Genomic DNA, 25737 nt, shown 5'->3' with positions numbered 1-25737 from the left:
TGCCGCGGGTTCCAGTTCGCCCGCGACCCGGACAGTTCGCCCGCGGGGGCGCCCGGCGCTACACCGCGCGCAGCACGACCGCGCTGCCCTGGCCGCCGCCGCCGCAGATACCGGCGGCGCCGAGCGAGCCCGGGCCCGCAGCGGCGAGCTGGCGCGCGAGAGTGCCGACGATGCGGGCACCCGACGCCCCGATCGGATGGCCGAGGGCGATCGCTCCGCCGTGCGGATTGACGATGGCCGGGTCGATCCCGAGATCGCGGGTCGACTGGATGCCGACCGCGGCGAAGGCCTCGTTGATCTCGACGGCCACGAGATCGGCGGACTCGGCGCCGCCCGCTACCCTGCCGAGCGCGGCCGCGATGGCGCGCGACGGCTGCGAGTGGAGCTGCGTATCGGGGCCGGCGACGAGCGCGGTCGCCTCGATGCGCGCGAGCGGCGCGAGGCCGAGGCGAGAGGCCGCCTGCTCGCTCACGATCACGAGCGCCGCGGCGCCGTCGGTGATCTGGGAGGCGTTGCCCGCGGTGATGGTGCCGCCCTGCGCGAATGCCGGGCGCAGGGCTGCGAGCGACTCGGTGCTCGTGCTCTCGCGCACGCCGTCGTCGGCCGAGACCACGGTCTCGCCCCGGCGCGACGCGACCGTGAACGGCGCGATCTCGCCGGCGAAGAATTCGGCTGAGGCCGCTGCGCGCTGGTGCGAGGCGGCTGCGAACGCGTCCTGCTCCTCGCGCGTCAGCTCGAGCGGGCCATTGCCCTGCTCGGTGAGCTCGCCCATCGCGACCCGGTCGAACGCGTCGGAGAGGCCGTCGTGATCGACGGTATCGACGAGGGCCGCCGATCCGTACTTGACCCCGGCGCGCATCGGCACGATATGAGGCGCGAGCGACATGGACTCCTGCCCGACCGCCACGACGATATCGGCCTCGCCGGCGTTCACGAGCCGGGCCGCATGTGCCACGGCTTCCATGCCCGAGAGGCAGACCGCGTTCAGGGTCAGCGCGGGCACGGTGAACGGGACCCCTGCACCGACCGCGGTCTGGCGCGCCGGGTTCTGCCCGGCTCCCGCCTGCAGCACCTGACCCGCGATCACGGCGTCGACCTGCGCGGGAGAGACGCCCGCACGCTCGAGCGCAGCGGCGACCGCACCGGCTCCCAGGACCGTCGCCGGCTGCGCGGCCAGCTGGCCGGTGAATCGGGCGAACGGGGTGCGGGCGTAGCCTGCGATGAGCGCGGTCATGGCGGAGTCTCCATCTGTTCGGTGCGGTGCTCTCATCATGCCGGATCGCGAATCACCGCGGGAGCCCATCATGCACATTCCGCAGCGCCGGGGCCGTGCACCGGGTCGGACGGTGCGCGCTCGTTAGGGTGGTGGAGTGAGTTCCCCAGCAACAGACGCCCGCCTCCGCCGTCGCCGCCGCGCCCGCAGGCTCGCCACGACGCTCCTGGTGACAGCCATCGTCGTCGCCGGGGCGGGATACGCGGTCGCCGCGGCCCGAGCGCCGATCCCTGCGCCCGAGGTCGCGCCCGCCGCCGATATCGCCCAACCGGTCATCGCCGACGCCGCTGCCGCGCAGGCCGCGGTCGACGCGCAGGCGCTGCCGACCGCCATCGGATTCGCGGAGAGCGACGCGGTCTGGGCGAACGACGACACCGCATACCCTCTCGGCAGCATCACCAAGCTCATCACGATCCTCGTGTGCATGGACGCCAAGCCCCTCGAGCCCGGCGCCGAGGGCGACACCTACGTGTGGACGGAGGAGGACGCGGCGCGCACCGACTCCTACCTCGCGGTCGACGGGGTGGCGTACTCGATCCCTGTCGGCACCGAGCTCACGCAGCGCGACATGCTCAAGTTCATCTTCCTGCCCTCGGCCAACGACTACGCCCACGCGTACGCGCTGTGGACCTTCGGCACGAACGAGGCGTATCTCGAGGCGCTCGCCGCGTGGACGGCGGAGCACGGCCTCGAGTCGATCTCGCTGATCGAACCGACCGGTATGGAGGCGGAGGACGTCGCGAGCGCCGCCGACCTCGTACGCGTGGCGCGACTCGCCCTCGCGAACCCGACGATCGCCGAGTTCAACGGCATGAAGTACGCCGACATGCCCTGGGGCGTCGGCATCATCGAGAACTCGAACCCGCTGCTCGGCGTCGTGCCGGGCGTCATCGGCACGAAGACCGGCACGCTCAACTCCTTCGGCCGCAACCTCATCGTGTCGCAGCAGGTCGACGCCCTCGGTCGCCCCATCACCAACATCTCGGTGACGCTCGGCCGCCAGTCGAACGAGGAGCGCGCGGCCTCGGGCGCGGAGATGCTCGAGGCGATGGCGCCGCTGCCGCAGGAAGTGCCGCTGCTCGCCGAGGGCACGACCGTCGGCGAGGCGACCCTCATCGACGGCTCGACGGTGCCGCTCATCACCGCGGGGTCGGCGAGCGCCGTCATGCTGCCGGGCGAGGAGGCGACCTTCGAGGTCGTGCTCGGCGTCGCGCAGACGGCGAGCGAGGCCGGCAGCGAAATCGGCACCGTGCGCGTCGCGACGCCCACCGGGGTGCAGGAGGTGCCGGTCGTGACGGGCGGCGCGATCAGCGAGCCCGACTTCTGGTGGCGGCTCACGCACCCGCGCATCGTCTTCGGGTAGCGCGCCCCGAAACCCCTGGCGGCGAGGAAACGGCTCAGCGGTCGAGCCCCAGCAAGGGAACATCGAGGTCGAAGGCGAGCACGATCGCTCGAGCGAGTTCTGCCTCCTGGCGCTCGGTGAGCAGCCCGATCGACCGGCCGAGCGCATGGGCCGGCACCGTCATGACGTTGTCTATAGATACGGCGCTCACGCGATCAAGGCCGTTCTCGGGCCCGACCAGCACTTCGCTGCTCAGCCCCTTCACTGTCGAGGTGATAGGGGCGATGGTGACCTTGGTCATCGCCTGCCGCGCGATCTCCCGAGTGAGGATCACCGCGGGCCGTGTCTTATCGAGCCGCACGAGGCAGATCTCGCGCACGATCAATCCTCGATGCGAATATTCGAGGCGGTCCAATCCACGAGCCCGTCGAGATCATCTGCTGCGCCATGGCGCTGCAAGAGCTCGACATCGCGCTCGGCCAGCATGCGCCGCATCTCTCGCTCGATCGCAGAGGACACGAGCGCGGCACGACTCGATGCGCGACCCTCGGCGACGGCATTGTCGAGAAATTCGACCATGCGCTCCGGGAGGCGAACGGCGATCTGGGTGCTCATGATCTCATCATACATCCCATTTTGGGATGCAAGCGCGATCTACTTCCTCGGCGCTACGGCTGGGGGCTCGAGGGGCGAGAAATCGTACGTTTCGACAGGGATCGCCGCGAAGTCTCGCCCTTCGGCAACGACTCAGGGGGCTGGCTGCGCCCCGACGCGGTCGGCGACGATCAGCCTGAGCGCCGCCAGCGACAACTCGATCGACTCGAGATCGATGCGCTCGTCATTGCCGTGCACTCCCTCGCGGTAGCGCTCGTACGTCCAGCCCGGGCCGAGCAGCCCGAAGCCGTAGGCAGGGATGCCGAGCTCGCGGATGACGCGGTTGTCTGAGCCGCCCGCCGCCATGATCGGCACGACCGGCGCGCCCGATACCGCGGTCACCGCGCGCTCGATCGCGCCGTAGAGCGGGGTGTCGGCAGGCGAGGCCGTCGCCGCCCAGCCGCGCAGGTGCTGGATCTCGATGCGCTCGGCATGCGAGCCGAGCACCGCCGCAAGCAGGGAGTCGACCTCGGCGTCGCCGGTGCCTGGGAGGGTGCGGATGTCGAGGTCGATGGTGCCGACGGCGGGGATCACGTTGTGCACGCGCCCCGCGCGCACGACGGTCGGCGACAGCGTGGTACGCGAGACCGCGTGCGCGTAGCCGGCGATGCCGCCGAGCTGCGGCAGCGCGGCGTCGAGCCGCACCGGGTCGAGCAGCTTCTCGGCGAGGTCGGGGTCGGCGATGCGGGCGGCGACGAACGATGCCCAGAGCGGGCCGAGCTCGGCCGCGGGCTGCACCTCGGCGAGCCGCTGCAGTACTTCGCCCACCTTGTAGGCGGCGCCGGCGGCGCCGTACGGGGTCGAGGCGTGCCCGGGCCTGCCGCGGATGACGAGGCGGCGGCCGGCCGATCCCTTCTCCGCCACCTCGATGGCGACGTGCTCGCCCATGCGCATGCCTCCCGACTCCGAGATCGCCTCGGTGACGCGCACGACGTCGGGGTGCTCGCGCACGAGCCAGTGGATGCCGTGCTCGCTGCCGGCCTCCTCGTCGGCCACGGCGAGCAGCACGAGGTCGCCGCGGGGCGGCTCTGCGGCGAGCGCGGCGTCTCGCACCACCGTCGCGAAGGCGGCCGTGAGGTAGAGCATGTCGACGGCGCCGCGGCCCCACACCTCGCCGTCGATGAGGTCGCCGCCGAAGGGGTTGCGGCTCCAGCCCTCGGGGTCGACGGGCACGACGTCGAGGTGGCCGAGCAGGCCGAGCGCGGGGGCATCGGGGTCTGTGCCGTGCACGCGGGCGATCAGCGAGGCCCGGCCGGGCGCGGCCTCGAAGACCTGCACGTCGAGCCGTTCGGTCGCGGCGGCCTCGGCGAGGAACCGCTGGAGCACGCGGACGTTGCGGATCTCCTGCCCCGAGTCGAGCGCGCCGTCGTTGACGCAGGCCTCGCGGATCATCGCGCGCAGCAGCTCGACGGTGTCGGGCAGGCCCGCGCTCATCTCGTCCGGTCCGATGGTGCTCATTGCTGCCAGCCTACCCGCCCGAGCCGGAGTCATTCCGGTCGGGTCGGTCGGGCGCGGGCGCCACGACGACGCGGAGCTCCCGTCATGAGGCGCACGATGAGCGCGGTCGCGGCGCCCCGATACGGCGGGTAGACGAGTCGCAGCGTGTCGGGCTTCAACGGCTTGTCGAGCACGGACTTCAGGTGGCTGAACGCGGTGAACGAGCGCTCGCCGTGATAGCCGCCGATGCCGCTCGGGCCGACGCCGCCGAACGGCAGGTTCGGGGCGCTCAAGTGCGCCGCCGGCACGCCGAAGGCGAGCGCGCCCGAAGAGGTCTGCTCGAGGAAGGCGCGACGCACCCGGCGGTCGTCCGTGAAGACGTACGCCGAGAGCGGTTTCGGGCGGCGCCTGATGAACGCTCGAGCGTCGTCGGCGGATCGCACGTGGACGATCGGGAGGATCGGGCCGAAGATCTCCTCCTGCATGAGCGGGGACTCCGGGTCGGTGCCGTCGATGACGGTGGGGGCGGCGTAGCGCCGCTCGGCCGCGACCCCGCCTCCGAAGGCGGGCTGCTGGCCCTGCAGCAGGCGGGCGAGGCGCTCGGCATGACCGGTGGTGATGATGCGCCCGTAGTCCTCGCTCAACTCGGGGTCTGCACCGTACATCTCGTGCACCGCGCGCTCGAGATGCGGCAGCAGGGCGCGCGCCGTCTCCGGCGTCGCGAGCAGGTAGTCGGGGGCGACGCAGGTCTGCCCGGCGTTGAGCAGCTTGCCCCACATGATGCGGCGCGCTGCGGCGGCGAGATCGACGGTGCCGTCGACGTAGACCGGAGACTTGCCGCCGAGCTCGAGCGTCACGGGGGTGAGCGTGCGCGCGGCAGCCTGCGCGACGAGGGTGCCGACGCGTTCGGAGCCGGTGAAGAACACGTGGTCGAAACGCTGCTCGAGCAGCCTCCCGGTCGTCTCGGCGCCGCCCTGGGCGACGGCCACGGCACGGGGGTCGAGGTAGCGCGGCACCAGCCGGGCGAGCGTCTCGGCCGTCGCCGCCGCGATCTCGCTCGGCTTGAGCACCGCGGCGTTGCCGGCGGCGATCGCGCCGACGAGCGGGCCGAGCATGAGCTGCAACGGGTAGTTCCAGGGGCCGATGACGAGCACGACGCCGAGCGGTTCGGCGACGACGCGGCCCGAGGCCGGGGCGAGCACCAGCGGCAGGGAGACGCGGCGCGGCCGGGCCCACCGCCGCAGATGCTTCTCGGCGTGCGCGATCTCGCCGAGCACGATGCCGGTCTCGGTGATGGCGGCTTCTGCCGCGTGCTTGCCGAGGTCGTTGCGCAGCGCCGCCTCGATCTCGGAGCGGTTCTCGAGCAGCAGGCGGCGGATCGCGCGCAGCTGCCGGCGTCGCCACCGGAGGGGCCGGGTCACCCCCGCGTCGAAGGCGTGGCGGAGCTGCGCCGTGTCGCTCGGGGCATGCACGACTTCCGTTCCGTCGATGCCGGCGTCTGCGCTTTCGGTGCTCATGAGGCCTCCTGGTGACACGAGCGCCGCTGTGCCGACCGGTGCATGCGAGGGCACTTGATCCGGCCTCGGCGCCCACCTACACTCTATGCGCAGTGGCGGTCGTTTCAGGCCCGCCGCTGCGACTCGCGAGGAGGCGATGGTGCTCAGGCGATCTCGGCGGGATGCGCTTCTCTGGGAGGCCTGGAGCACGGCGACCGCCGACGAGGAGCCGCCGTTCGCGGTGCTCGATCTGGAGGCGCTGCGCACCAACGCTGCGAGCATGGTCTACCGCGCATCGGGCAAGCCCATCCGCCTCGCGACGAAGTCGCTGCGCGTGCGCGGCGCGATCGAACGGGTGCTGCGGATGCCGGGGTATGCGGGCGCGCTCGCATTCACCCTGCCCGAAGCGCTGTGGCTGGCCACCGATTGCGCCGATGTCGTCGTCGGCTACCCGAGCGTCGACCGTGCGGCGATCGCTCGGCTCGCCGCGGACGAGCGGGCGGCCGCGCGTGTCACGCTCATGATCGACGATTCCGCGCAGCTCGACCTCATCGATGCGATCGCCCCGCCCGCGAAGCGGCCCCCGATCCGCATCTGCCTGGAGCTGGACGCCTCCTGGCCAGGCCCTCCCCCGCTCGGGCGGCTGGGGGTGCTCCGTTCGCCGCTCGGCACCCCCGACGAGGTGCGGGCGCTCGCCGAGGTCGTGGCCCGTCGCCCCGGGTTCCGCCTCGTCGGGCTCATGGCCTACGAGGCGCAGATCGCCGGCGTCGCAGACGGTGTCCCGCATCGCGGGGCCATGAACGCCGCGATCGCCGCGATCAAGCGACGGTCCCGGGCCGAGATCGCGGAACGGCGGACGCAGACGGTGGCGGCGGTCTCGGCGGTCGCCCCGCTCGAGTTCGTGAACGGCGGGGGTACGGGATCCCTGGAGAGCACTGCCGCCGATGCGTCGGTGACCGAGGTCGCCGCGGGCAGCGGTCTGTTCGCCGGCCACTACTTCGACGGCTACGCGGGTTTCAGCCCGAGACCCGCGACCGGGTTCGCCCTCAGTGTTGTGCGCAAGCCGCGCCCCGACTGCGTCACGGTGCTCGGCGGCGGCTGGGTCGCCTCGGGCCCGCCCGGCACCGACCGGCTGCCTCTCGTCGCGCACCCCGCGGGGCTGCGCATGGCGGCGCGTGAGATGGCGGGCGAGGTGCAGACCCCGCTCATCGGCGAGGCCGCGCGGCGGCTCGGCATCGGCGACCGCGTCTGGCTGCGCCACGCGAAGTCGGGGGAGCTCAGCGAGCACGTGAACGAATTCGTGTGCGTCGAGGAGGGCCGCATCGTCGAGCGCCTGCCGACGTACCGCGGCGAGGGGAAGGCATTCCTATGAGGCGGAGCAGGTCAGCCGGGTCCGAGACAGTCTGGCGCAACTGGGGGCGCACGGTCGAAGCCCGCCCGCTGTCGGTCGTCGCGCCCGCCTCCGCCGACGAGGTGAGCACCCTCGTGCGCATCGCGGCCGCTGCGGGCCATCGGGTCAAGGCGGTGGGCGCCGGGCACAGCTTCACCGGGATCGCGCAGCCCGAAGAGGTGCAGATGACGCTCGACCGCATGACCGGTCTGGTGCGCGTCGATGCCGCTGCGCGCACGGTCACGCTGCGCGCGGGGACCAGGTTGCACGCGATTCCGGAGCTGCTCGCACCGTACGCGCTCGCCATGGAGAACGTCGGGGACATCGATGCGCAGTCGATCGCCGGTGCGATCTCGACGGGCACGCACGGCACCGGCCGCGGGTTCCGCGGCATCGCGGCGCAGGTGCGGGGCGCCGTGCTCGTGACGGCCGACGGCGAGCTGCTGCGCGTCGACGCGGATCACCGACCCGAGCTGCTGCCCGCCGTCGCGCTCGGACTCGGCGCTCTCGGCGTGCTCGTCGAGGTCACCCTGCAATGCGTGGAAGCCTTCGACCTCGCGGCCGTCGAGACGGCGGAGCCGCTGCACGATGTGCTCGGCACGCTCGACGAGCGCGTCGCCACGACCGACCACTTCGAGTTCTACTGGTTCCCGCACACCGACCGCGCGCTGACGAAGAGCAACACGAGAGTCGCGGCCGGAGCGAGCCGCGCCCCGCTCTCGTCGACCCGGCGCTGGTTCGACGAGTCGTTCATGGCCAACGGCGTGTTCGGGGCCACGACGGCATTCAGCCGCGCTGTCCCCGCAGCCGTGCCCGTGCTGAACCGGGCCGCCGCGGTGCTGTCGGGAGAGCGCGCATTCTCGGACGTCTCGTCGAAGGTGTTCACGACGCGGCGCTCCGTGCGGTTCGTCGAGATGGAGTACGCCATCTCCGCCGAGCACGTCGTCGAGGCCTTCGCCGAGGTGCGGGCCGCCATCGACCGGGCCGGATGGCGCATCTCGTTCCCGATCGAGGTGCGCTTCGCGGCGGAGGACGAGCTGTGGCTGTCGACCGCGTACCGCCGGCGCTCGGCCTACATCGCCGTGCATCGCACGGCCGGCGAGGATTTCGCGCCGTACTTCCACGAGGTCGAGCGCATCATGCGGCGCTACGACGGCCGCCCCCACTGGGGCAAGATGCACTGGCGCGAGGCCGGCGACCTCGCCGAGGCCTACCCCCGTTTCACGGACTTCACCGCCCTCCGCGAGCATCTCGACCCGCAGGGCGTGTTCCTCAACCCGTATCTGCGCCGCGTGCTCGGGGCCTGAGGCCCGCACGCCGAAACAGACGAGCCTAGTTCTTCGGGGTCTCTTCGCCGGTGAGCGCCTTGCGCAGCGCAGAGGCGTTGAGGATGTCGCCCTCGAGGAACCGAATCTCGTTCTCGTCGCCGCCCTGGTCGCGCAGCGACTCGATCCGCGAGAAGGAATCTTGGATCTCGGCCTCGAGGCCGGACGTCACGATGTCTTGCACGGACTGGGGCAGCCGAAGGAAACTCTCTGAAGCCATGCCTCGACGATACGTCACCGAAGGGCCTCACGGGAACCGACACGACGAACTTTCCGACTCCGGTGCCGGGATCCGAGCCGAGTGCAGCCGCACCAGACCTGGATGCGAGGACGGCCCGGATCCGCGGGATGATGCGGATCCGGGCCGTCGAGAGAAGCTGCTACAGCCCCTTGCCCGTCGGCGAGACGAGAATCTTGACCGCCGTCTCGTTGTGGTTGATGAGCGTGTCGAAGCCCTTATCGACCAGGTCCTCCAGACCGATTCGGTCCGTGATGAAGGGCTTCAGATCGATCTTGCCGGACTCGACGAGGGCGATCGTGTCGGGGTGCGAGTTCACGTACCCGATCGTGCCTCGCACGTCGATCTCCTTCATGACGAGCTTGTGCATGTCGAAGGTGGCGGGCTTGCCCCAGATCGAGATGACCACAATGACGCCCGTCGGTCGCACGGCATCCATGAGCGTGTCGAACACGACCTGCACCGAGGTCGCCTCGAACGCGACGTGCGCCCCCTTGCCATCGGTCAGCTTCTTCACTTCTTCGACGACGTCGACCTCGGCCGGATTCAGCGCGACATCGGCGACCCCCGAGTCGAGAGCCTTCTGGCGGCGCAGCGGCGACAGCTCCGAGACGATGACCCGCACGCCGATGGCGTGCAGCACCGCGGCCGTGAGCAGGCCGATGGGGCCCGCACCCCCTACGACCGCGGTCTGGCCCGCGACAACGCCCGATCGCTTGACCGCGTGATACGCGACCGAGAGCGGCTCGATGAGGGCGGCCTCGTCGAGCGCGACCGACGGATCGACCTTGTGCACCCAGCGGCGCTTGACCACGATGTTCTCGGAGAGGCCGCCGCCGCGCCCCGCGAGTCCGATGAAGTTCATGTCGGGCGAGAGGTGGTAGTCGTTCGACTCGGGGCCGGTGTTCACGTCGTCACGGATGATGTAGGGCTCCACGACGACATGGTCGCCGACGGCCAGGTCGGCGACGCCCTCCCCGATCTCCGAGACGACGCCCGAGAACTCATGGCCGAGGGTCACCGGCGCGTCCTCACCCGAGATCGGGTGCGGGTGGCCATGGGCGGGCACGAAGATGGGGCCTTCGAGGTACTCGTGCAGGTCGGTGCCGCAGATGCCGGTCCAGGCGACATCGATGCGCACGGTGCCGGGTTCGAGCGCCTGCGGTTCGATGTCTTCGATGCGGATATCGCCGCGGTCGTAGTAGCGCGCTGCCTTCATACTGATCAATCCCTCGATTCACGGGAGCAACTGATCGGAAGCCGTCGGGCCTCGTGGGCCCGGCACCAGCAGGTCAGTCGCCGGATGGGTGTTCCACTCGATCGCCGGCGGGGCCGCCCGCGGTCGATGGCTCCAGCCTACGCCCGCATTCGGGCCCGAGGCCGGGTTTCTCCAGGGATCGCACAGGCTTCGACGAGGGCGCAGAAAGCCCCCACGGCGACCGAGCGAAAAGCTCGGCGCCGCAGGGGCGACCTCCGCGATGCGGTTGGCGGGTGCTCTAGAAGTCCCAATCCTCGTCTTCGGTGGCCTCGGCCTTGCCGATGACGTACGACGAGCCCGAACCCGAGAAGAAGTCGTGGTTCTCATCCGCGTTCGGCGAGAGCGACGAGAGAATCGACGGGTTCACGTCGGTCGACTCCTTCGGGAACATCGGCTCGTAGCCGAGGTTCATGAGAGCCTTGTTCGCGTTGTAGTGGAGGAACTTCTTCACATCCTCGGTGAGGCCGAGCGGATCGTAGAGATCCTGCGTGTACTTCACCTCGTTCTCGTACAGGTCGTACAGCAGCGAGAAGGTGTAGTCCTTGAGCTCCTGCTGGCGCTCCTCGCTCTCCTTCGCAAGCGCGATCTGGTACTTGTACCCGATGTAGTACCCGTGCACGGCCTCGTCGCGGATGATGAGGCGGATGAGGTCGGCGGTGTTCGTGAGCTTCGCGTGGGCCGACCAGTACATCGGCGCGTAGAAGCCCGAGTAGAAGAGGAACGATTCGAGCAGCGTCGAGGCGATCTTGCGCTTCAGCGGGTCGTCGCCCTCGTAGTAGTCGACGATGATCTGGGCCTTCTTCTGCAGGTTCGGGTTCTCGACCGACCAGCGGAAGGCGTCGTCGATCTCCTGCGTCGAGCAGAGGGTCGAGAAGATCGACGAGTAGCTCTTGGCGTGCACCGACTCCATGAACGCGATGTTCGTGTACACCGCTTCCTCGTGCGGGGTGATGGCGTCGGGGATCAGTGAGACTGCACCGACGGTGCCCTGGATGGTGTCGAGCAGCGTCAGGCCGGTGAAGACGCGCATCGTCATCAGCTTCTCGTCGTCGGTCAGCGTCGCCCACGACTGCACGTCGTTCGACAGCGGCACCTTCTCGGGCAGCCAGAAGTTGTTGACGAGTCGGTTCCAGACCTCGAGATCCTTGTCGTCCTCGATGCGGTTCCAGTTGATCGCGCGCACCGCGTGGCCCAGCTTGTAGTTCATCTCACTCTTTCTTCAGTCGCAATCCGCAGTCGAACCAATTACAGCATGCAGCTGACGCACTCCGTCATGTCCGTGCCCTCGAGCGCGAGCTGGCGCAGGCGGATGTAGTAGATCGTCTTGATGCCCTTGCGCCACGCGTAGATCTGCGCCTTGTTGATGTCGCGCGTCGTCGCCGTGTCCTTGAAGAACAGCGTGAGCGAGAGGCCCTGGTCGACGTGCTGCGTCGCCGCGGCGTAGGTGTCGATGATCTTCTCGGGGCCGATCTCGTAGGCGTCCTCGTAGTACTCGAGGTTGTCGTTCGTCATAAAGGGCGCCGGGTAGTAGACGCGGCCCAGCTTGCCCTCCTTGCGGATCTCGACCTTCGACGCGATCGGGTGGATCGACGACGTCGAGTTGTTGATGTACGAGATCGAACCGGTGGGGGGCACCGCCTGCAGGTTCTGGTTGTAGATGCCGTGCTCGATGACGCTCGCCTTGAGCTCGTGCCAGTCGGCCTGCGTCGGGATCGCGATGCCCGACTGCGCGAACAGCTCGCGGGTGCGCTCGGTCGCGGGCTCCCACGCGCTCTCGGTGTACTTGTCGAAGAACTCGCCCGTCGCGTACTTCGAATCGGCGAAGCCCTCGAAGGTCGTGCCGCGCTCGATCGCGATGCGGTTCGACGCCTTCAGCGCGTGGAACAGGATCGTGTAGAAGTAGATGTTCGTGAAATCGACGCCCTCTTCCGAACCGTAGTGCACGTGCTCGCGGGCGAGGTAGCCGTGCAGGTTCATCTGGCCGAGGCCGATGGCGTGCGACTTGTCGTTGCCGTCTTCGATCGACCGCACCGACGAGATGTGGCTCATATCGCTGACGGCGGTGAGCGAGCGGATCGCGAGCTCGACCGACTGGCCGAAGTCGTCGCCGTCCATCATCTTCGCGATGTTCATCGAACCGAGGTTGCACGAGATGTCCTTGCCGATCTCGTTGTAGCTCAGATCCTCGTTGTAGGTGGTCGGGGTGTTGACCTGGAGGATCTCGGAGCAGAGGTTCGACATGTTGATGCGGCCCTTGATCGGGTTCGCCTGGTTCACCGTGTCCTCGAACACGATGTAGGGGTAGCCCGACTCGAACTGCAGCTCGGCGACGGTCTGGAAGAACTGGCGCGCGCTGATCTTCGTCTTGGTGATGCGCGCATCGTCGACCATCTCGTAATACTTCTCGCTCACGGAGATGTCGCCGAAGGGCACGCCGTAGACGCGCTCGACGTCGTAGGGCGAGAAGAGGTACATGTCCTCGTTCTTCTTCGCGAGCTCGAAGGTGATGTCGGGTACGACGACGCCGAGCGACAGGGTCTTGATGCGGATCTTCTCGTCGGCGTTCTCGCGCTTGGTGTCGAGGAAGCGCATGATGTCGGGGTGGTGCGCGTTGAGGTACACGGCGCCGGCGCCCTGGCGCGCACCGAGCTGGTTCGCGTAGCTGAAGCTGTCTTCGAGCAGCTTCATGACGGGGATGATGCCCGACGACTGGTTCTCGATCTTCTTGATCGGGGCGCCCTGCTCGCGGATGTTCGAGAGCGAGAGCGCGACGCCGCCGCCGCGCTTCGAGAGCTGCAGCGAGGAGTTGATGCCGCGCGAGATCGACTCCATGTTGTCCTCGATACGCAGCAGGAAGCAGGAGACGAGCTCGCCGCGCTGCGCCTTGCCGAGGTTCAGGAAGGTCGGGGTGGCCGGCTGGAAACGGCCCGAGATCATCTCCCGCATGTAGCCGCGTGCGAGCTCCTCGTCGCCCTGGGCGAGACCGAGGGCGACCATGACGACGCGGTCTTCGAAGCGCTCGAGGTAGCGCTTGCCGTCGAACGTCTTGAGCGCGTACGAGGTGAAGAACTTGAAGGCGCCGAGGAAGGCCGGGAAGCGGAACTTCAGGGCGTACGCCTCATCGGTCAGCGTCTCGACGAACGACATCGAGTACTGGTCGAGCAGCGGCTTCTCGTAGTAGTCGTTGTCGATGAGGTAGCGCATGCGCTCCTCGAAGTTGTGGAAGAACACCATGTTCTGGTTGACGTGCTGCAGGAAGTACTGACGGGCCGCCTCGCGGTCCTTGTCGAACTGGATGCGACCATCGGCGTCGTACAGGTTCAGCATCGCGTTCAGCGAGTGGTAGTCCATCTCGCTGATCTTCGACGACTCGAGCCCCGGCTCCATCACTGCTGTTTCCAAAACTTCTCCAATCCTTCTTCGACGGCTGCGACGTCGTCGGGTGTTCCAAAGAGTTCGAACTTGTAGAGGAAGGGCACCTGGCACTTTCGCGCGATGATGGCCCCCGCGAGCCCGTAGGCCTCGCCGAAGTTCGTATTGCCCGCGGCCATCACGCCCCGGAGCAGCGAGCGGTTGCGCTCGTCGTTCAAGAACTTGATGACCTGCTTGGGAACGGCCCGCGTATCCGGGCCTCCTCCGTACGTCGGGACGAGGAGGACATAGGGCTCGGTGACGACTAGCGGCTCCTCACGCGCGTACAGCGGGATGCGGAGCGCCGGTCGTCCCAGCTTCTCGACGAAACGGCGGGTGTTGCCGGAGACGCTGGAAAAATACACCAGGTCGGGCATGGTCCCTGCCGCTCGATTAATCTGCGAGGCGGCTTGCGAGCTCCGAGATCTTGTCGGGGCGGAAGCCCGACCAGTGCTCATCCTCGGTGACCACCACGGGGGCCTGCAGGTAGCCGAGACCCTTCACCGTCTCCAACGCCGTCTCGTCCTGCGAGAGGTCGAGCACGTTGTATTCGATGCCCTTGCTGTCGAGCGCCCGGTAGGTCGCAGTGCACTGCACGCACGACGGCTTCGTGTATACCGTAATGGCCATTTCACGCCCTTCGTTGAAAATCTGCGTTGCCCGCTTCGGGCACTACATATAGTGAACCACACCTCGACTGACCACAACATGATGTAGTTACATCAATGTAGTTTTCCACGGGAACTCCACCGGCGCAAGGCCCTTGTTGGGGAGAACTTTCGGCGCGGTTCCGCCCATCGAGGCGAGTTATCCACAACCCGGGAGAGCGGAAAGATATTTCTCCACCGACCGCTCCCGGCGTGTCGCGGCGGACCCCGTTCTAGAGCGCGATCGGCCACAGCAGCTCCTCCCCCTCGGGCTGGAACCAGCGCAGCACGAGCATCGCGTCGGGCGCGAGTGCGGCCCCGTCGGCCTCGGGCCCGCGCACCCGGGCGCGCACCCGCTCGCCGGGCAGCACCGTGCGGGGCAGCGACAGGCCGAGCATGCCGCCGCCCGCGAGCGAGAAGCGCACCGAGTAGAGCGGGCCGCGGCCGCGGTGCTCGACCTCGATCACGCCGTCACCGGGTCGCAGCACCCGCCACGGCACCGCGGTCGCGCTGGGCGCCGGGCGGCGCAGCAGCGGTGCCGGCAGGTGCTGCGCGGGGATGCGGAACGGGTTCATGCGGGCAGGGTAACCGGCCCCTCGGACATGCGGAGGCGGCCCCGCTCGCGATCGTCTCGCGCGCGGGGCCGCTCGGCCGCCGAGCGGCCCTCCGGTGCTTCCGTCCGGGTCAGAGCACCTTGCTCAGGAACTCCTGGAGACGGGGTGTCTGCGGGTTGCCGAATACCTGCTCGGGCTCGCCCTCCTCGCACACGACGCCGTCGGCGAGGAAGACGACCTTGTCGCACACCTCGCGGGCGAAGCCCATCTCGTGGGTGACGAGCACCATGGTGATGCCGGTCTTCGCGAGCTCGCGGATCACCTCGAGCACCTCGCCGACCATCTCGGGGTCGAGCGCCGAGGTGGCCTCGTCGAACAGCAGGATCGCGGGCTCCATCGCGAGCGCGCGGGCGATGGCGACGCGCTGCTTCTGGCCGCCCGAGAGCTGCGACGGCCGCGCATCGGCCTTCTCCTCCAGCCCGACGCGGCGCAGCAGCGCGAGCGCCTGTTTCCGCGCCTCCTCCTTGCCCCGCTTCCCGGTCTCGACCGGTGCGAGCATGACGTTCTCGATGACCGACATGTTCGGGAAGAGGTTGAAGTGCTGGAACACCATGCCGACGCTGCGCCGCACCTCGTTGATGTCGACCTTCGCATCCATGATGTCGAAGCCATTCACCACGACGGTGCCGGAGGTCGGCTCCTCGAGCTTGTTCAGACAGCGCAGAATGGTCGACTTGCCGGAGCCCGATGGGCCGATGAGCGAGACGATCTCGCCCGGCGCCACTTCGAGGTCGATGCCCTGCAGCACCTCGACCGGGCCGAACGACTTGCGCAGCCCGCTCACGGTGATACCGGCTCCGCTGACGACGACGGGCACCGTGCCCGACGTGAGCTTCTCAGTCACTTGTTCACCTTCTTATCCACGATGTTGGCCACCCAGGTCAGCAGGGTGATCACCACGAAGTACATGATGCCGACGATGATCAGCATCTCGGTCGTGCGGTAGTTGGCCGCGTAGATCTGCTGCGCCTGGTACAGCAGCTCGGCGAAGCCGATGGTGAGCAGCAGCGACGAGTCCTTCAGCGTAATGACGAACTGGTTGATGATCGCCGGCGTCGAGATCTTCACCGCCTGCGGCACCACCACCCGTTGCATCGACTTGCCCCAGCCGAGGCCGAGCGAGCGGGCCGCCTCCATCTGGCCCGGGTCGACGGCCTGCAGCCCACCGCGCACGATCTCGGTGAGGTATGCGCCCGCGTTCAGGGCGAGCGTCGCGACACCGGCCCAGAAGATGTCGCCCTTCATGCCGGTGAGCTGCGGCAGACCGAAGTAGAAGAGGAACGCCCACACGAGCACGGGGGTGCCGCGGAAGATCGCGACGAAGGTCGAGGCGATCCCTCGCAGGATGCGCGAGCTCGAGATCTTCATGAAACCGAACGCGAGGCCGAGCGCCAGGGCGATGACGAAGGAGGTCACCGTGATGCGCACGGTGTTCCAGAGGCCCTGTCCGAGAGCGGGCATCGAGTCGACGAGCAGTTGGAAGAAGCTGGACTTCTCGGTCGGGGCGGCCGTTCCGCTCGCCGAGGTGTCCTCGCCGAGGTACTGCGCGAGAATCTGATCGTAGGTGCCATCCGCTTTGAGGCGCGCGAGGCCGTTGTCGAATGCTTCGAGCAGGTCGGCGTTCTGCCCCTTCGCGACGGCGAAGCCGTACTGGCCGCCAGGGATCTTATCCGTGACCACCTTCAGCCCGTTGCCCTGCGCGATGCCGTACTTCAGCACCGGGTAGTCATCGAACACCGCCGCGGCCGAACCGTTCTTCACCGACTCGATGAGGCTCGTCGACTGATCGAGCGCCTTCACCGTGAAGCCGTACTTCTCCGACAGCTTCTTCGCCTCCGACTCGCCCTCCGAGCCGCCCTTGGCGACGACCGTCTGGCCCTGCAGATCCTCGTAGCCCGTGATGTCGCTGTCATCGGCGACGGCCATCTGGATGCCCGAATCGAAATACGGGTCCGAGAAATCGAACGTCTGCTTGCGCTCATCCGTGATCGACATGCCCGCGATCACGCCATCGGCCTGACCCGATGTCACCGCCGACACCGCCGCCTGGAATCCCAGCGACTGGATATCGACCGTGAAGTTCTCCTCCTCCGCGATGCGATTGAGCAGGTCCATGTCGATGCCGACGAGCTCGCCGCCCTCGCGGAACTCGAACGGCGCGAACGTCGTATCCGTCGCGATGGTGAACTGTTTGCCGCCGAGATCGAGGGCCTCGGGCGCTTCGCTCTGCGCGGCGTCCGAGCCTCCGGCATCGCCGAGGTACTGCGCGAGGATCTCGTCGTAGGTACCGTCGGCCTTGAGCTCTGCGAGCCCCTCGTCGAACGCTTCGAGCAGGTCGGCGTTCTGCCCCTTCGCGACGGCGAAGCCGTACTGGCCGCCAGGGATCTTATCCGTGACCACCTTCAGCCCGTTGCCCTGCGCGATGCCGTACTTCAGCACCGGGTAGTCATCGAACACCGCCGCGGCCGAACCGTTCTTCACCGACTCGATGAGGCTCGTCGACTGATCGAGCGCCTTCACCGTGAAGCCGTACTTCTCCGACAGCTTCTTCGCCTCCGACTCGCCCTCCGAGCCGCCCTTGGCGACGACCGTCTGGCCCTGCAGATCCTCGTAGCCCGTGATGTCGCTGTCATCGGCGACGGCCATCTGGATGCCCGAATCGAAATACGGGTCCGAGAAATCGAACGTCTGCTTGCGCTCATCCGTGATCGACATGCCCGCGATCACGCCATCGGCCTGACCCGATGTCACCGCCGACACCGCCGCCTGGAACCCGAGCGACTGGATATCGACCGTGAAGTTCTCCTCCTCCGCGATGCGATTGAGCAGGTCCATGTCGATGCCGACGAGCTCGCCGCCCTCGCGGAACTCGAACGGCGCGAACGTCGTGTCCGTCGCGATGACGAACTTCTTGCCGCCGAGATCGGCGGCCTTCGCGGGGCCGGGCGCGACCGCCCGGTCTGGTACTGCCGCGACCGCGGCACTGGGCGGCGTCTGCGGCACGGCCTGCGCCGCGCCTCCTGCGACGAGCAGGAAGAGCCCGGTGAGGGCCGCCCCGATCGCCAGTCTGAGGCCGAATGATTGTGTCCTCTGGTGCACTGGGTGCTCCTCCTTCACTGGAGGCTCCGCGGTTTGCGAAGCGCACGCCACCCAGGCTACGCACATCTGCGGGTCCGTGCGGGGACGATTCCCGGTACTGGCCCCGATCCGATGCGAAATCGCAATCTGCGGCGGCCCTGCGAATGGCGGGCTACACGTGGTGGTACGGCCGCCCGGCCGCGATCTCCTGCGCGCGGTAGAGCTGCTCGGCGAGGATGAGCCGAACGAGCTGGTGCGGGAACACGAGCAGCGACAGACTCCACACGAAGTCGGCCCGCTCGCGCACGCGGTCGTCGACCCCGTAGGCGCCGCCGATCGCGACCGTGACGGGCCTACCGCGGTCGAAGGCCGAGCGCAGTCTCGCGGCGAGCGCCGGCGAGTCGACGCCCAGGCCGCGCTCGTCGAGCAGCACGAGGAAGTCGTCGCGCCCGACCTTCGCGAGGATGCGCTCCGACTCCTCGGCGCGTGCGGCCTCTCCCTCGCGCGCCGAGTGCGGCAGCAGCTGCCAGCTCGCGTCGAACGGCTTGCGCAGCCGCTTCTCGTAGCGGTCGATGCCGTCGACGACCCAACTCTCGTGCTTCTTGCCGACTGCCAGGATGCGGACGCTCATACGAGAGAACATACCCGCAGCTCAGAGAGCCGCGGCGCTGGCGTCGCGGCGAAGGCCAGAAATGGCCTTCGCTCCCAGCTCCAGCGCGCGTGCTTCTTTCCCACGGCGAGGATGCGGACGCTCATACGACGCACCCTACCGGGGCCGAGACGGCCCCGCCCCCTCCCTCACGCGGCGCGCACGCTGTCCAGGTGCTCGGCGATGCGCCCGATCGCCTCGGTGAGCACCGGCACGCCGGGCAGCGTCACGAAGCGCAGGTGGTCGGCGGTCGGCAGGTTGAATCCGCGCCCGTTCGTCACGAGCACCCGCGTCGCCCGCAGCATGTCGATGACGAAGGCCTGGTCGTCTTCGATCGGGTACTGCTCGGGGTCGAGCTTCGGGAAGAGGTACATCGCCCCGCCCGGCAGCTCGCAACTGACGCCCGGGATGCCGGTGAGCAGTCGGTGCGCGGCGTCGCGCTGCTCGCGCAGACGCCCGCCGGGGGCGCACAGCTCGGCGATGCCCGACCAGTTCGATTCGGCGGCGAGCGCGACGGGGATCGCGTATTGAGCTGGCACGTTCGCGCACATGCGCATGTTGGCGAGCAGCGTCAGCCCCTCGAGGAAGTCGCGGGCGCGCGCCCGGTCGCCGGAGATGGCGGCCCAGCCGGAGCGGTAGCCGGCGACGCGCTGCGCCTTCGACAGGCCGCTGAATGTGATGCAGAGCGTGTGCGCGACGTGCAGTGCGGCGTGCTCGAGCACGGCGTCGTCGTAGAGGATGTGCTCGTAGATCTCGTCGGCCATGAGCACGAGGCCGTGGCGCTCGGCGAGGGCAGCGAAGCCGCGCACGAGTTCGGGTGAATAGACGGCGCCCGTCGGGTTGTTCGGGTTGATGAGCACGATGCCCTTGGTGCGGGTGGTGATGAGCGCCTCGATGGCGTCGAGGTCGGGCATCCACCTGTTCGCCTCGTCGCACGGGTAGTGCACGGCGAGGCCGCCCGCGAGGGTCACCTGCGCCGTCCACAGCGGATAGTCGGGGGCGGGAACGAGCACTTCGTCGCCGTCGTCGACGAGCGCCTGCACGACCAGCGAGATGAGCTCGCTCACGCCGTTGCCGATGAAGACGTCGTCGGGGCCGATACCCGCGATGCCCTCGTCGGCGTAGTAGCGGGCGACGGCCTCGCGCGCCGGAAGGATGCCGAGGGAGCTGCTGTACCCCTGCGCGACGGGGAGCGCTTCGCGCAGCGCCTCGACGATCTCGGGGGGCGCCTCGAAACCGAAGGGGGCGGGGTTGCCGATGTTGAGGCGGAGGATCTCGTGCCCCTCGCGCTCGAGGCGCTCGGCCTCCTGCAGGATCGGTCCGCGTACGTCGTAGCGGACCCCGGCGAGCTTCGAGGACTGGTTGATGGGCTTCACGAGAAGATTATTCCACGCGCGAAGCGATGATTTCTGCAGGAACTGCGACGAGGCTGCGGAAGACCGCACGATCCCGCAACTTTCTGCGGTGCGCGGCTGCTCCCTCGCGGTCAGTGCACTTGGCGCGCGTAGAGCTCGGCGTAGGCCCCGCCGAGCGCGAGCAGTTCGTCGTGCGTGCCCGCTTCGCGGATGCGCCCGGCGTCGACGACGTAGATGCGGTCGGCGTCGACGACCGTCGACAGCCGATGCGCGATGGCGACCGTCGTACGCCCGCTGCGGGCGTCATCGAGGGCGCGCTGCACGATCTGCTCGTTCACTGTGTCGAGCGCGCTGGTGGCTTCGTCGAGCACGAGCACGCGCGGGTTCTTGAGCAGTACGCGGGCGATGGCGATGCGCTGCTTCTCGCCGCCGGAGAGACGGTAGCCGCGCTCGCCCACGATCGTGTCGTAGCCGTCGGCGAACGATTCGATGGTGTCGTGGATGTTCGCGAGACGGGCCGCGGCGACGATGTCGTCGTGGCTCGCGCCGGGCTTCGCGTACCGCAGGTTCTCGGCGATGCTCGCGTGGAAGAGGTAGGGCTCCTGTGTGACGACCCCGATGCGGTCCATGAGCGACTCCTGCCGCAGTTCGCGCACGTCGTCTCCCCCGTACCGCACCGAGCCGCCGCTCGCATCGTAGAGGCGCGGGATCAGCGAGCCGATGGTGGTCTTGCCCGAACCCGAGGCGCCGACGAATGCCACGAACTCGCCGGGTTTCACGTGGAACGACACCCGGTCGAGGGTCGGGCGGTCGTCGGGGCCGGCATCCGGGTAGCGGAACACGACGTCGTCGAACTCGATGCGGCCGGCCCGGCCCGGCTCGTCCGACGGCTCGCGCGCATCGGGGGCGTCGACGATCGCCGGGTCGAGGTCGAGGTATTCGAAGATGCGGGCGAAGAGCGCCCGCGAGGTCTGCAGGTCGAGGGCGACGCGCATGAGCGCCATGAGCGGGAAGAGCAGGCGCGACTGCACGGTCGTGAAGGCGACGATGGTGCCGGCGGTGATGCCCGGGTCGAAGCCCTGCCCCATCGCCCGCGAAATGAGCAGCCCCGACACGAGGTAGACGATCGCGGGCACCGCGGAGAGGAAGATCTGCACGAGCGCGAAGAACACCTGCCCGCTCATCGTCTGCCGCACCTGCAGTTCGATCTGGTTGCGGTTCTCGGCCGCGTAGCGCTCGGTCTCGGTGCGCTGCTGCGAGAAGGTCTTCGCGAGCAGCACGCCCGACACCGACAGCGTCTCCTGCGTGATGGCTGTCATCTCGGAGAGCGACTCCTGCGTCTTGCCCGCGATCTTCGCGCGCACCTGGCCGACGCGGCGCTGCGCGAACACGAGCACCGGCATGAGCACGAGCGCGACGAGGGTGAGCTGCCAGCTCAGCAGCACCATCGCGATGCCGGCGGCGATGACCGTGACGGTGTTGCCGAGCACGCTCGACACCGTGTTCGTGAGCACGTTCGCGACGCCGCCGACGTCGTTCTGCAACCGCGACTGGATGACGCCGGTCTTCGTGCGGGTGAAGAAGCCGAGCTCCATGGACTGCAGGTGGGTGAAGAGGCGCACGCGCAGGTCGCCCATGACGCTGTTGCCGACGCGCGCCGTGAGCAGGGTCTGCACGATGCCGAATCCCGACGAGACCACGAAGATCGCGACCATCGCCCCGACGAGCCAGCCGAGCAGCGGCAGGTCGGGGCCGCCCTGCGGGAAGAGCCCGTCGTCGAAGACGCGCTCGGTCAGGAGCGGGGGCAGGATGCCGAGGCCGGCGGAGACGAGCACGAGCACGACGATGGCGGCGAGCTGCCCGCGGTAGGGGCGGAAGAGCGCGGCGATGCGCGACCCGAGCTCGGGGATGACGGGGGCCGCGCTGTTGATCTCGCGCTGCTTCGAGGCGTCGCCCGCCGATACGCGGCCGCCCCGCCCGCCTCCGCCGCCACCGCTCATACTCATGACTCGGAGAATACGCGGGACGGGCGGCATTGCGGGCGTTGTTCGCTGGCGGCATTGCTCGGCAGGGGCATGCTTCGCACGGCATTGTCCGCCGGGGCGCGGTCTCCAGGGATCGCCGCCGCCCGCGTCCTGGCAGAATGAGGAGCAGTACTCGTGGCACGAGCGGAGGCGCGCATGTCGGAAACCCAGGAGCAAGAGCAGGGCCACGCCCGCGTTCGCGAGGCCGCCGCGGCGCGCGGCCTCGACGTCGAGATCGTTGCGCGCCCCGAGGCGCGGTCGCTGCACGAGGCCGCCGAGATCCTCGGTCTCGAGGATTCGGACATCGTGAAGACCCTCGTCGTGAAGCGCTCGGACGGCACCTACCTCTTCGCCCTCGTACCGGGCGGCCGGTCGATCTCGTGGCCGAAACTGCGGGCGGTCGTAGGCGTGAACAAGCTGCGCATGCCCGACCCCGATCTCGCCCTCGAGGCGACGGGGTACGAGCGCGGCACGATCACGCCGATCGGCAGCACGACCGACTGGCCGGTCTTCGCCGATTCCTCGATCGTCGGCCGCCGCATCGCGATGGGCGCGGGCGCCCACGGCTTCAGCCTCTTCGTCGAGGCCGATATGCTCATCGAAGCATATGCGGCGACGGTCGCCGATATCTCGACCCCGGAGGCCTGATCCGAGCTCAGGCGCCGAGCAGTTCGCGGCCGAGCACGTCGTCGGTGCACAGAGTGTCGCCGACGCGGAATCTGCGTCTGCCGCTCACCGCGAGCCCCGCCTTGAGGTAGAACGCCCGTGCCCGGGCGTTCTCGTCGTTCACGCCGAGCCAGAATGCGGCGCAGCCGTCGGCGCGCGCGGTCTCGAGAGCCAGGTCGAAGAGACTCCGGGCGACGCCCGCCCCGCGGCTCTCGGGATCGACGTAGAGCTTCGAGAGGTACGCCGTGCGCTGCCCGGCCCACTGCTCCGGGTTCTCGTCGTGCAGGCCGTGGAGGCAGACTGCATAGCCGACCAGGGCCCGGTCGGGGCCTTCCGCGACGAGCACGTGGCTGTCGGGGTCCGCGAGCCAGGCCGCGAACTGGCGTTCGGAGAGCCCCTCGGCGATGAACGCCAGCACGTGCTCCGCGGGCATCCATTCCGGGCACGCGTCGGGGAAGGTGCGCGCGGCGAAGGCGGCGAGCGCGGCGGCGCTCGCCGTGCCGACCTCGGCCTCGCGCGGCACGACCGCCCGTGCTCCTGCTGCGGTGCTCTGCTGGGATGCTTCTGCATGCATGAGATCACGCTACCGCGCCGGCGCCCGCCCCGCTCCCCCTCGCCCGCCGGCAGCGGCCGCCGAGCTACTTCTGGGACCCTGCGAGCAGCGCCTGCACGAAGTACCGTTGGAAGGCGAAGAACACGATGAGGGGCACGATCATCGACAGGAACGCCCCGGCCGACAGCACGTCGATATTCGACCCGAACTGGCGCAGCTGCGACTGGATCGCGACCGTCAACGGCTGGGAGTCGGAGTTCGTGAAGATCAATGCCACGAGCATGTCGTTCCAGGTCCACAGGAACTGGAAGATGGCGAGCGACGCGATAGCGGGCAGCGCGAGCGGGAGCATGACCTGGAAGAAGATGCGCCAATCCTTCGCGCCGTCGATACGGGCGGCCTCGATCAGCTCCGCCGGCACCTGCGCGAAGAAGTTGCGGAGGAGGAAGATCGCGAAGGGGAGCCCGAACGCGGTATGGAACAGGATGACCCCGAGCACGCTCCCGAAGATCCCGAGCGCCCCGAACAGGCGCGCGAGCGGGATGAGCGCAACCTGCAGCGGTACGGCGAGGAGCACGATCACCGCGATGAGGAGCCAGTCCCGGCCGGGGAACTGCAGCCAAGCGAACGCATACGCCGCGAGTGCGCCGAGCACGACGACGAGCAGGGTGGTCGGCACCGCGATGACGATGGTGTTCCAGAACGATCCCGTGATCGTCGGGTTCGCGAGCAGGCCCGCGTAGTTCTCGATCGTGAGCTCTGCGGGCCTGGTGAGCACGGTCCACCAGCCGCTGGACGCGTTGTCACCGGAGCTGCGCAGCGAGGTCAGCAGCAGCCCGACAGTGGGTACGAGCCAGAACACGGCCACCACGAGCAGCACGGCGTGCACCGCCCCGCGGCTGAAGAAGCCGAGCACGCGCTGCGCGGCGCTGCGAGGCGGGCGTACGCTCCCGGTGGCGGCCTGCGTCGTCATCTGCTTCGTTCCTCCCTGAATCGGCGCACGTTCATGATCATCGATGGCAGCACGAGAACGAGCAGCAGGATCGCCAGGGCGGAGCCGAGGCCCTGATTGCTCCCGCCGCCGAACGAGACGGTCCACATCTCGACCGCGATCACGTTGGCGGCCGGCTTCGATGCTCCGGGAGGGATGACATAGACGAGATCGAAGATCTTCAGCACGTTGATGATCAGCGTGACCAGCACCACGATCAGCACGGGGGCCAGCAGCGGCGCCGTGATGCGCCGGAACACCTGCCACTCGTTCGCGCCATCGGTGCGTGCAGCTTCCTGGAGCGAGCGGTCGATCGAGGACAGCCCGGACGCGATCATCACCATCGCGAATCCGGCCCAGATCCAGATGTACGCGAGGATCACGACGACGTTGATGAACGTCGCGCTCAGCCACGATACGCCCTGCGCTCCGCCGTCGAAGTTCGCGGCCGGCAGCGCTACGCGGTAGTGCTCGCCGGGCTCGAGCCCCATGATCGTAAAGGCGCCGCCCGCCCCTGTGGTGGCATACCCGCGAATGGCGCCATCGGGGTCGACCGCGTCGACGCGCACCCCCTCGAGCCCCTTCTTGCCCGCTTCGAGCTCGCCGTTCGTTCCTCCGCCGCCGCGGATCACATCGAGGAACACGGTTCCGGTGATCTCGTCGTCCGAAGCCGTGGCGGCGGGCAGCCCGTCGACCAGCCCGTCGGGGAGGTCCCCCTGCTTGATTCCGGTGAGCGGGAAGTTCTGCACGCTCCCGGGAATCACGGCGTCGCTCGACACGATGATCCCGTCGTCCGCCTCGATCCCTGCGTCGCCCCTCGGCTTCGCCCCGGGGTAGCTGGACTGCTCACCGAATGCGCTCTGCACCCCGACGATCGCCGCGTTGACGACGCCGAGCTGCGGGCTCTCCTGGAACATCCCGCGGAAGATCACACCCGCGGCGAGCATGGAGATGGCCATGGGCATGAATACGATGAGTCGGAACGCGACCTTCCATCCGATCCTGTCGACCAGCACCGCGAAGATGAGCCCCAGCACTGTGACGGCGAGCGGCGCCACGATCACCCAGATGACGTTGTTGCGAATCGCGGTGAACGTGGTGTCGTTCGTGAACATCGTGACGTAGTTCTGCCACCCCACGAAACTCGTGCCGCCCTTGTCGAACAGCGACCGGACGACCGTGTAGACGATCGGATAGACGACGAACGCTCCGAGCACCACGAGTGCGGGCCCGAGGAAGGAGGCGATGATCAATGCGCGACGCGCACGGCCGGAGCCGCGGGGGCGGAGCCCGCGACCCCGGAGGTGCACCGGGACGGTGTGCGTTCGTGTCATGG

24 protein-coding genes are annotated in these 25737 nt (G+C 68.7%); 4 read left to right on the top strand and 20 right to left on the bottom strand.

All coding sequences use genetic code 11. The features are described 5' to 3' along the window. Positions 1-58: 58 nt before the first annotated feature. The gene (locus tag ACUYTF_RS05600) at positions 59-1234 is read right to left on the bottom strand and encodes an acetyl-CoA C-acyltransferase (protein WP_449279437.1); all 1176 of its coding nucleotides are present in this window, start codon (positions 1232-1234) and stop codon (positions 59-61) included. 136 nt (positions 1235-1370) lie between these two features. On the opposite strand from ACUYTF_RS05600, the gene ACUYTF_RS05595 reads away from it, so the two are divergent. Beyond that, positions 1371-2636, top strand: a complete 1266-nt coding sequence (locus tag ACUYTF_RS05595) for a D-alanyl-D-alanine carboxypeptidase family protein (RefSeq protein WP_449279436.1) — start codon at positions 1371-1373, stop codon at positions 2634-2636. A gap of 34 nt (positions 2637-2670) precedes the next feature. Here ACUYTF_RS05595 and ACUYTF_RS05590 read toward each other — a convergent pair whose 3' ends face one another. From ACUYTF_RS05590 to ACUYTF_RS05575, 4 genes are all read right to left on the bottom strand, one after another. Beyond that, complete coding sequence (locus tag ACUYTF_RS05590) at positions 2671-2994, bottom strand: type II toxin-antitoxin system PemK/MazF family toxin (protein ID WP_434142132.1); 324 nt, start codon at positions 2992-2994, stop codon at positions 2671-2673. A gap of 2 nt (positions 2995-2996) precedes the next feature. Continuing rightward, complete coding sequence (locus tag ACUYTF_RS05585; RefSeq protein WP_434142134.1) at positions 2997-3230, bottom strand: ribbon-helix-helix domain-containing protein; 234 nt, start codon at positions 3228-3230, stop codon at positions 2997-2999. A 132-nt stretch (positions 3231-3362) separates the two neighbouring features. Beyond that, on the bottom strand, positions 3363-4727 hold the full coding sequence (locus ACUYTF_RS05580; protein WP_449279435.1) for a M20/M25/M40 family metallo-hydrolase: 1365 nt from the start codon (positions 4725-4727) through the stop codon (positions 3363-3365). Between the two features lie 29 nt (positions 4728-4756). Further along, positions 4757-6223, bottom strand: coding sequence for an aldehyde dehydrogenase family protein (locus tag ACUYTF_RS05575; RefSeq protein ID WP_434142137.1), 1467 nt, complete (start codon positions 6221-6223; stop codon positions 4757-4759). A 136-nt stretch (positions 6224-6359) separates the two neighbouring features. On the opposite strand from ACUYTF_RS05575, the gene ACUYTF_RS05570 reads away from it, so the two are divergent. After that, positions 6360-7574 carry an alanine racemase gene (locus ACUYTF_RS05570; protein ID WP_434142139.1) on the top strand — a complete coding sequence of 405 codons (1215 nt, stop codon included), beginning with the start codon at positions 6360-6362 and terminating at the stop codon, positions 7572-7574. Further along, positions 7571-8899, top strand: coding sequence for a D-arabinono-1,4-lactone oxidase (locus tag ACUYTF_RS05565; RefSeq protein ID WP_434142140.1), 1329 nt, complete (start codon positions 7571-7573; stop codon positions 8897-8899). The genes ACUYTF_RS05570 and ACUYTF_RS05565 overlap by 4 nt, the downstream gene beginning before the upstream one ends. A gap of 25 nt (positions 8900-8924) precedes the next feature. Here ACUYTF_RS05565 and ACUYTF_RS05560 read toward each other — a convergent pair whose 3' ends face one another. The 12 genes from ACUYTF_RS05560 to ACUYTF_RS05505 form a co-directional block, all read right to left on the bottom strand. Beyond that, complete coding sequence (locus tag ACUYTF_RS05560; protein ID WP_434142143.1) at positions 8925-9137, bottom strand: hypothetical protein; 213 nt, start codon at positions 9135-9137, stop codon at positions 8925-8927. Between the two features lie 160 nt (positions 9138-9297). After that, positions 9298-10374, bottom strand: a complete 1077-nt coding sequence (locus ACUYTF_RS05555) for a 2,3-butanediol dehydrogenase (protein WP_434142145.1) — start codon at positions 10372-10374, stop codon at positions 9298-9300. 277 nt (positions 10375-10651) lie between these two features. Beyond that, positions 10652-11620, bottom strand: coding sequence for a class 1b ribonucleoside-diphosphate reductase subunit beta (nrdF, locus tag ACUYTF_RS05550; protein ID WP_434142147.1), 969 nt, complete (start codon positions 11618-11620; stop codon positions 10652-10654). 38 nt (positions 11621-11658) lie between these two features. Then, positions 11659-13800, bottom strand: coding sequence for a class 1b ribonucleoside-diphosphate reductase subunit alpha (nrdE, locus tag ACUYTF_RS05545; RefSeq protein WP_434142205.1), 2142 nt, complete (start codon positions 13798-13800; stop codon positions 11659-11661). Then, positions 13800-14201 carry a class Ib ribonucleoside-diphosphate reductase assembly flavoprotein NrdI gene (nrdI, locus tag ACUYTF_RS05540; protein ID WP_434142150.1) on the bottom strand — a complete coding sequence of 134 codons (402 nt, stop codon included), beginning with the start codon at positions 14199-14201 and terminating at the stop codon, positions 13800-13802. The genes nrdE and nrdI overlap by 1 nt, the downstream gene beginning before the upstream one ends. A 16-nt stretch (positions 14202-14217) precedes the next feature. Continuing rightward, complete coding sequence (gene nrdH / locus ACUYTF_RS05535; RefSeq protein ID WP_434142152.1) at positions 14218-14454, bottom strand: glutaredoxin-like protein NrdH; 237 nt, start codon at positions 14452-14454, stop codon at positions 14218-14220. 250 nt (positions 14455-14704) lie between these two features. Beyond that, the gene (locus ACUYTF_RS05530; protein WP_434142154.1) at positions 14705-15046 is read right to left on the bottom strand and encodes a hypothetical protein; all 342 of its coding nucleotides are present in this window, start codon (positions 15044-15046) and stop codon (positions 14705-14707) included. 109 nt (positions 15047-15155) lie between these two features. Further along, complete coding sequence (locus ACUYTF_RS05525) at positions 15156-15929, bottom strand: ATP-binding cassette domain-containing protein (protein ID WP_434142156.1); 774 nt, start codon at positions 15927-15929, stop codon at positions 15156-15158. After that, positions 15926-18184, bottom strand: a complete 2259-nt coding sequence (locus ACUYTF_RS05520) for an amino acid ABC transporter substrate-binding protein/permease (RefSeq protein ID WP_434142159.1) — start codon at positions 18182-18184, stop codon at positions 15926-15928. The genes ACUYTF_RS05525 and ACUYTF_RS05520 overlap by 4 nt, the downstream gene beginning before the upstream one ends. Positions 18185-18335: 151 nt before the next feature. Further along, positions 18336-18794 carry a 23S rRNA (pseudouridine(1915)-N(3))-methyltransferase RlmH gene (locus ACUYTF_RS05515; RefSeq protein ID WP_434142161.1) on the bottom strand — a complete coding sequence of 153 codons (459 nt, stop codon included), beginning with the start codon at positions 18792-18794 and terminating at the stop codon, positions 18336-18338. A gap of 167 nt (positions 18795-18961) precedes the next feature. Next, on the bottom strand, positions 18962-20188 hold the full coding sequence (locus tag ACUYTF_RS05510; RefSeq protein ID WP_449279434.1) for a pyridoxal phosphate-dependent aminotransferase: 1227 nt from the start codon (positions 20186-20188) through the stop codon (positions 18962-18964). 110 nt (positions 20189-20298) lie between these two features. After that, positions 20299-22167 (bottom strand): ABC transporter ATP-binding protein, encoded by a 1869-nt coding sequence (locus tag ACUYTF_RS05505; RefSeq protein ID WP_449279588.1) that lies wholly within the window; start codon positions 22165-22167, stop codon positions 20299-20301. A gap of 180 nt (positions 22168-22347) precedes the next feature. Here ACUYTF_RS05505 and ACUYTF_RS05500 point away from each other — a divergent pair, with 180 nt between their 5' ends. Beyond that, positions 22348-22839, top strand: coding sequence for an aminoacyl-tRNA deacylase (locus ACUYTF_RS05500; RefSeq protein WP_434142165.1), 492 nt, complete (start codon positions 22348-22350; stop codon positions 22837-22839). Between the two features lie 7 nt (positions 22840-22846). Here the strand turns inward: ACUYTF_RS05500 and ACUYTF_RS05495 are convergent, their stop codons facing one another. The 3 genes from ACUYTF_RS05495 to ACUYTF_RS05485 all read right to left on the bottom strand — a co-directional run bounded on the left by ACUYTF_RS05495 (position 22847) and on the right by ACUYTF_RS05485 (position 25735). Further along, the gene (locus tag ACUYTF_RS05495) at positions 22847-23431 is read right to left on the bottom strand and encodes an N-acetyltransferase family protein (RefSeq protein WP_449279433.1); all 585 of its coding nucleotides are present in this window, start codon (positions 23429-23431) and stop codon (positions 22847-22849) included. A 64-nt stretch (positions 23432-23495) separates the two neighbouring features. After that, a complete protein-coding gene (locus ACUYTF_RS05490) occupies positions 23496-24383 on the bottom strand; it encodes an ABC transporter permease subunit (RefSeq protein WP_434142168.1) in 888 nt (295 codons plus the stop codon). Further along, positions 24380-25735, bottom strand: coding sequence for an ABC transporter permease subunit (locus ACUYTF_RS05485; protein ID WP_434142170.1), 1356 nt, complete (start codon positions 25733-25735; stop codon positions 24380-24382). The genes ACUYTF_RS05490 and ACUYTF_RS05485 overlap by 4 nt, the downstream gene beginning before the upstream one ends. Between the last annotated feature and the right edge of the window lie 2 nt (positions 25736-25737).

The sequence above is a fragment of the Leucobacter sp. GX0328 genome (assembly GCF_053567315.1).
The sequence above is the reverse complement of the archived record's forward strand: the minus strand, read 5'-3'. Positions and strand labels throughout refer to the sequence as shown.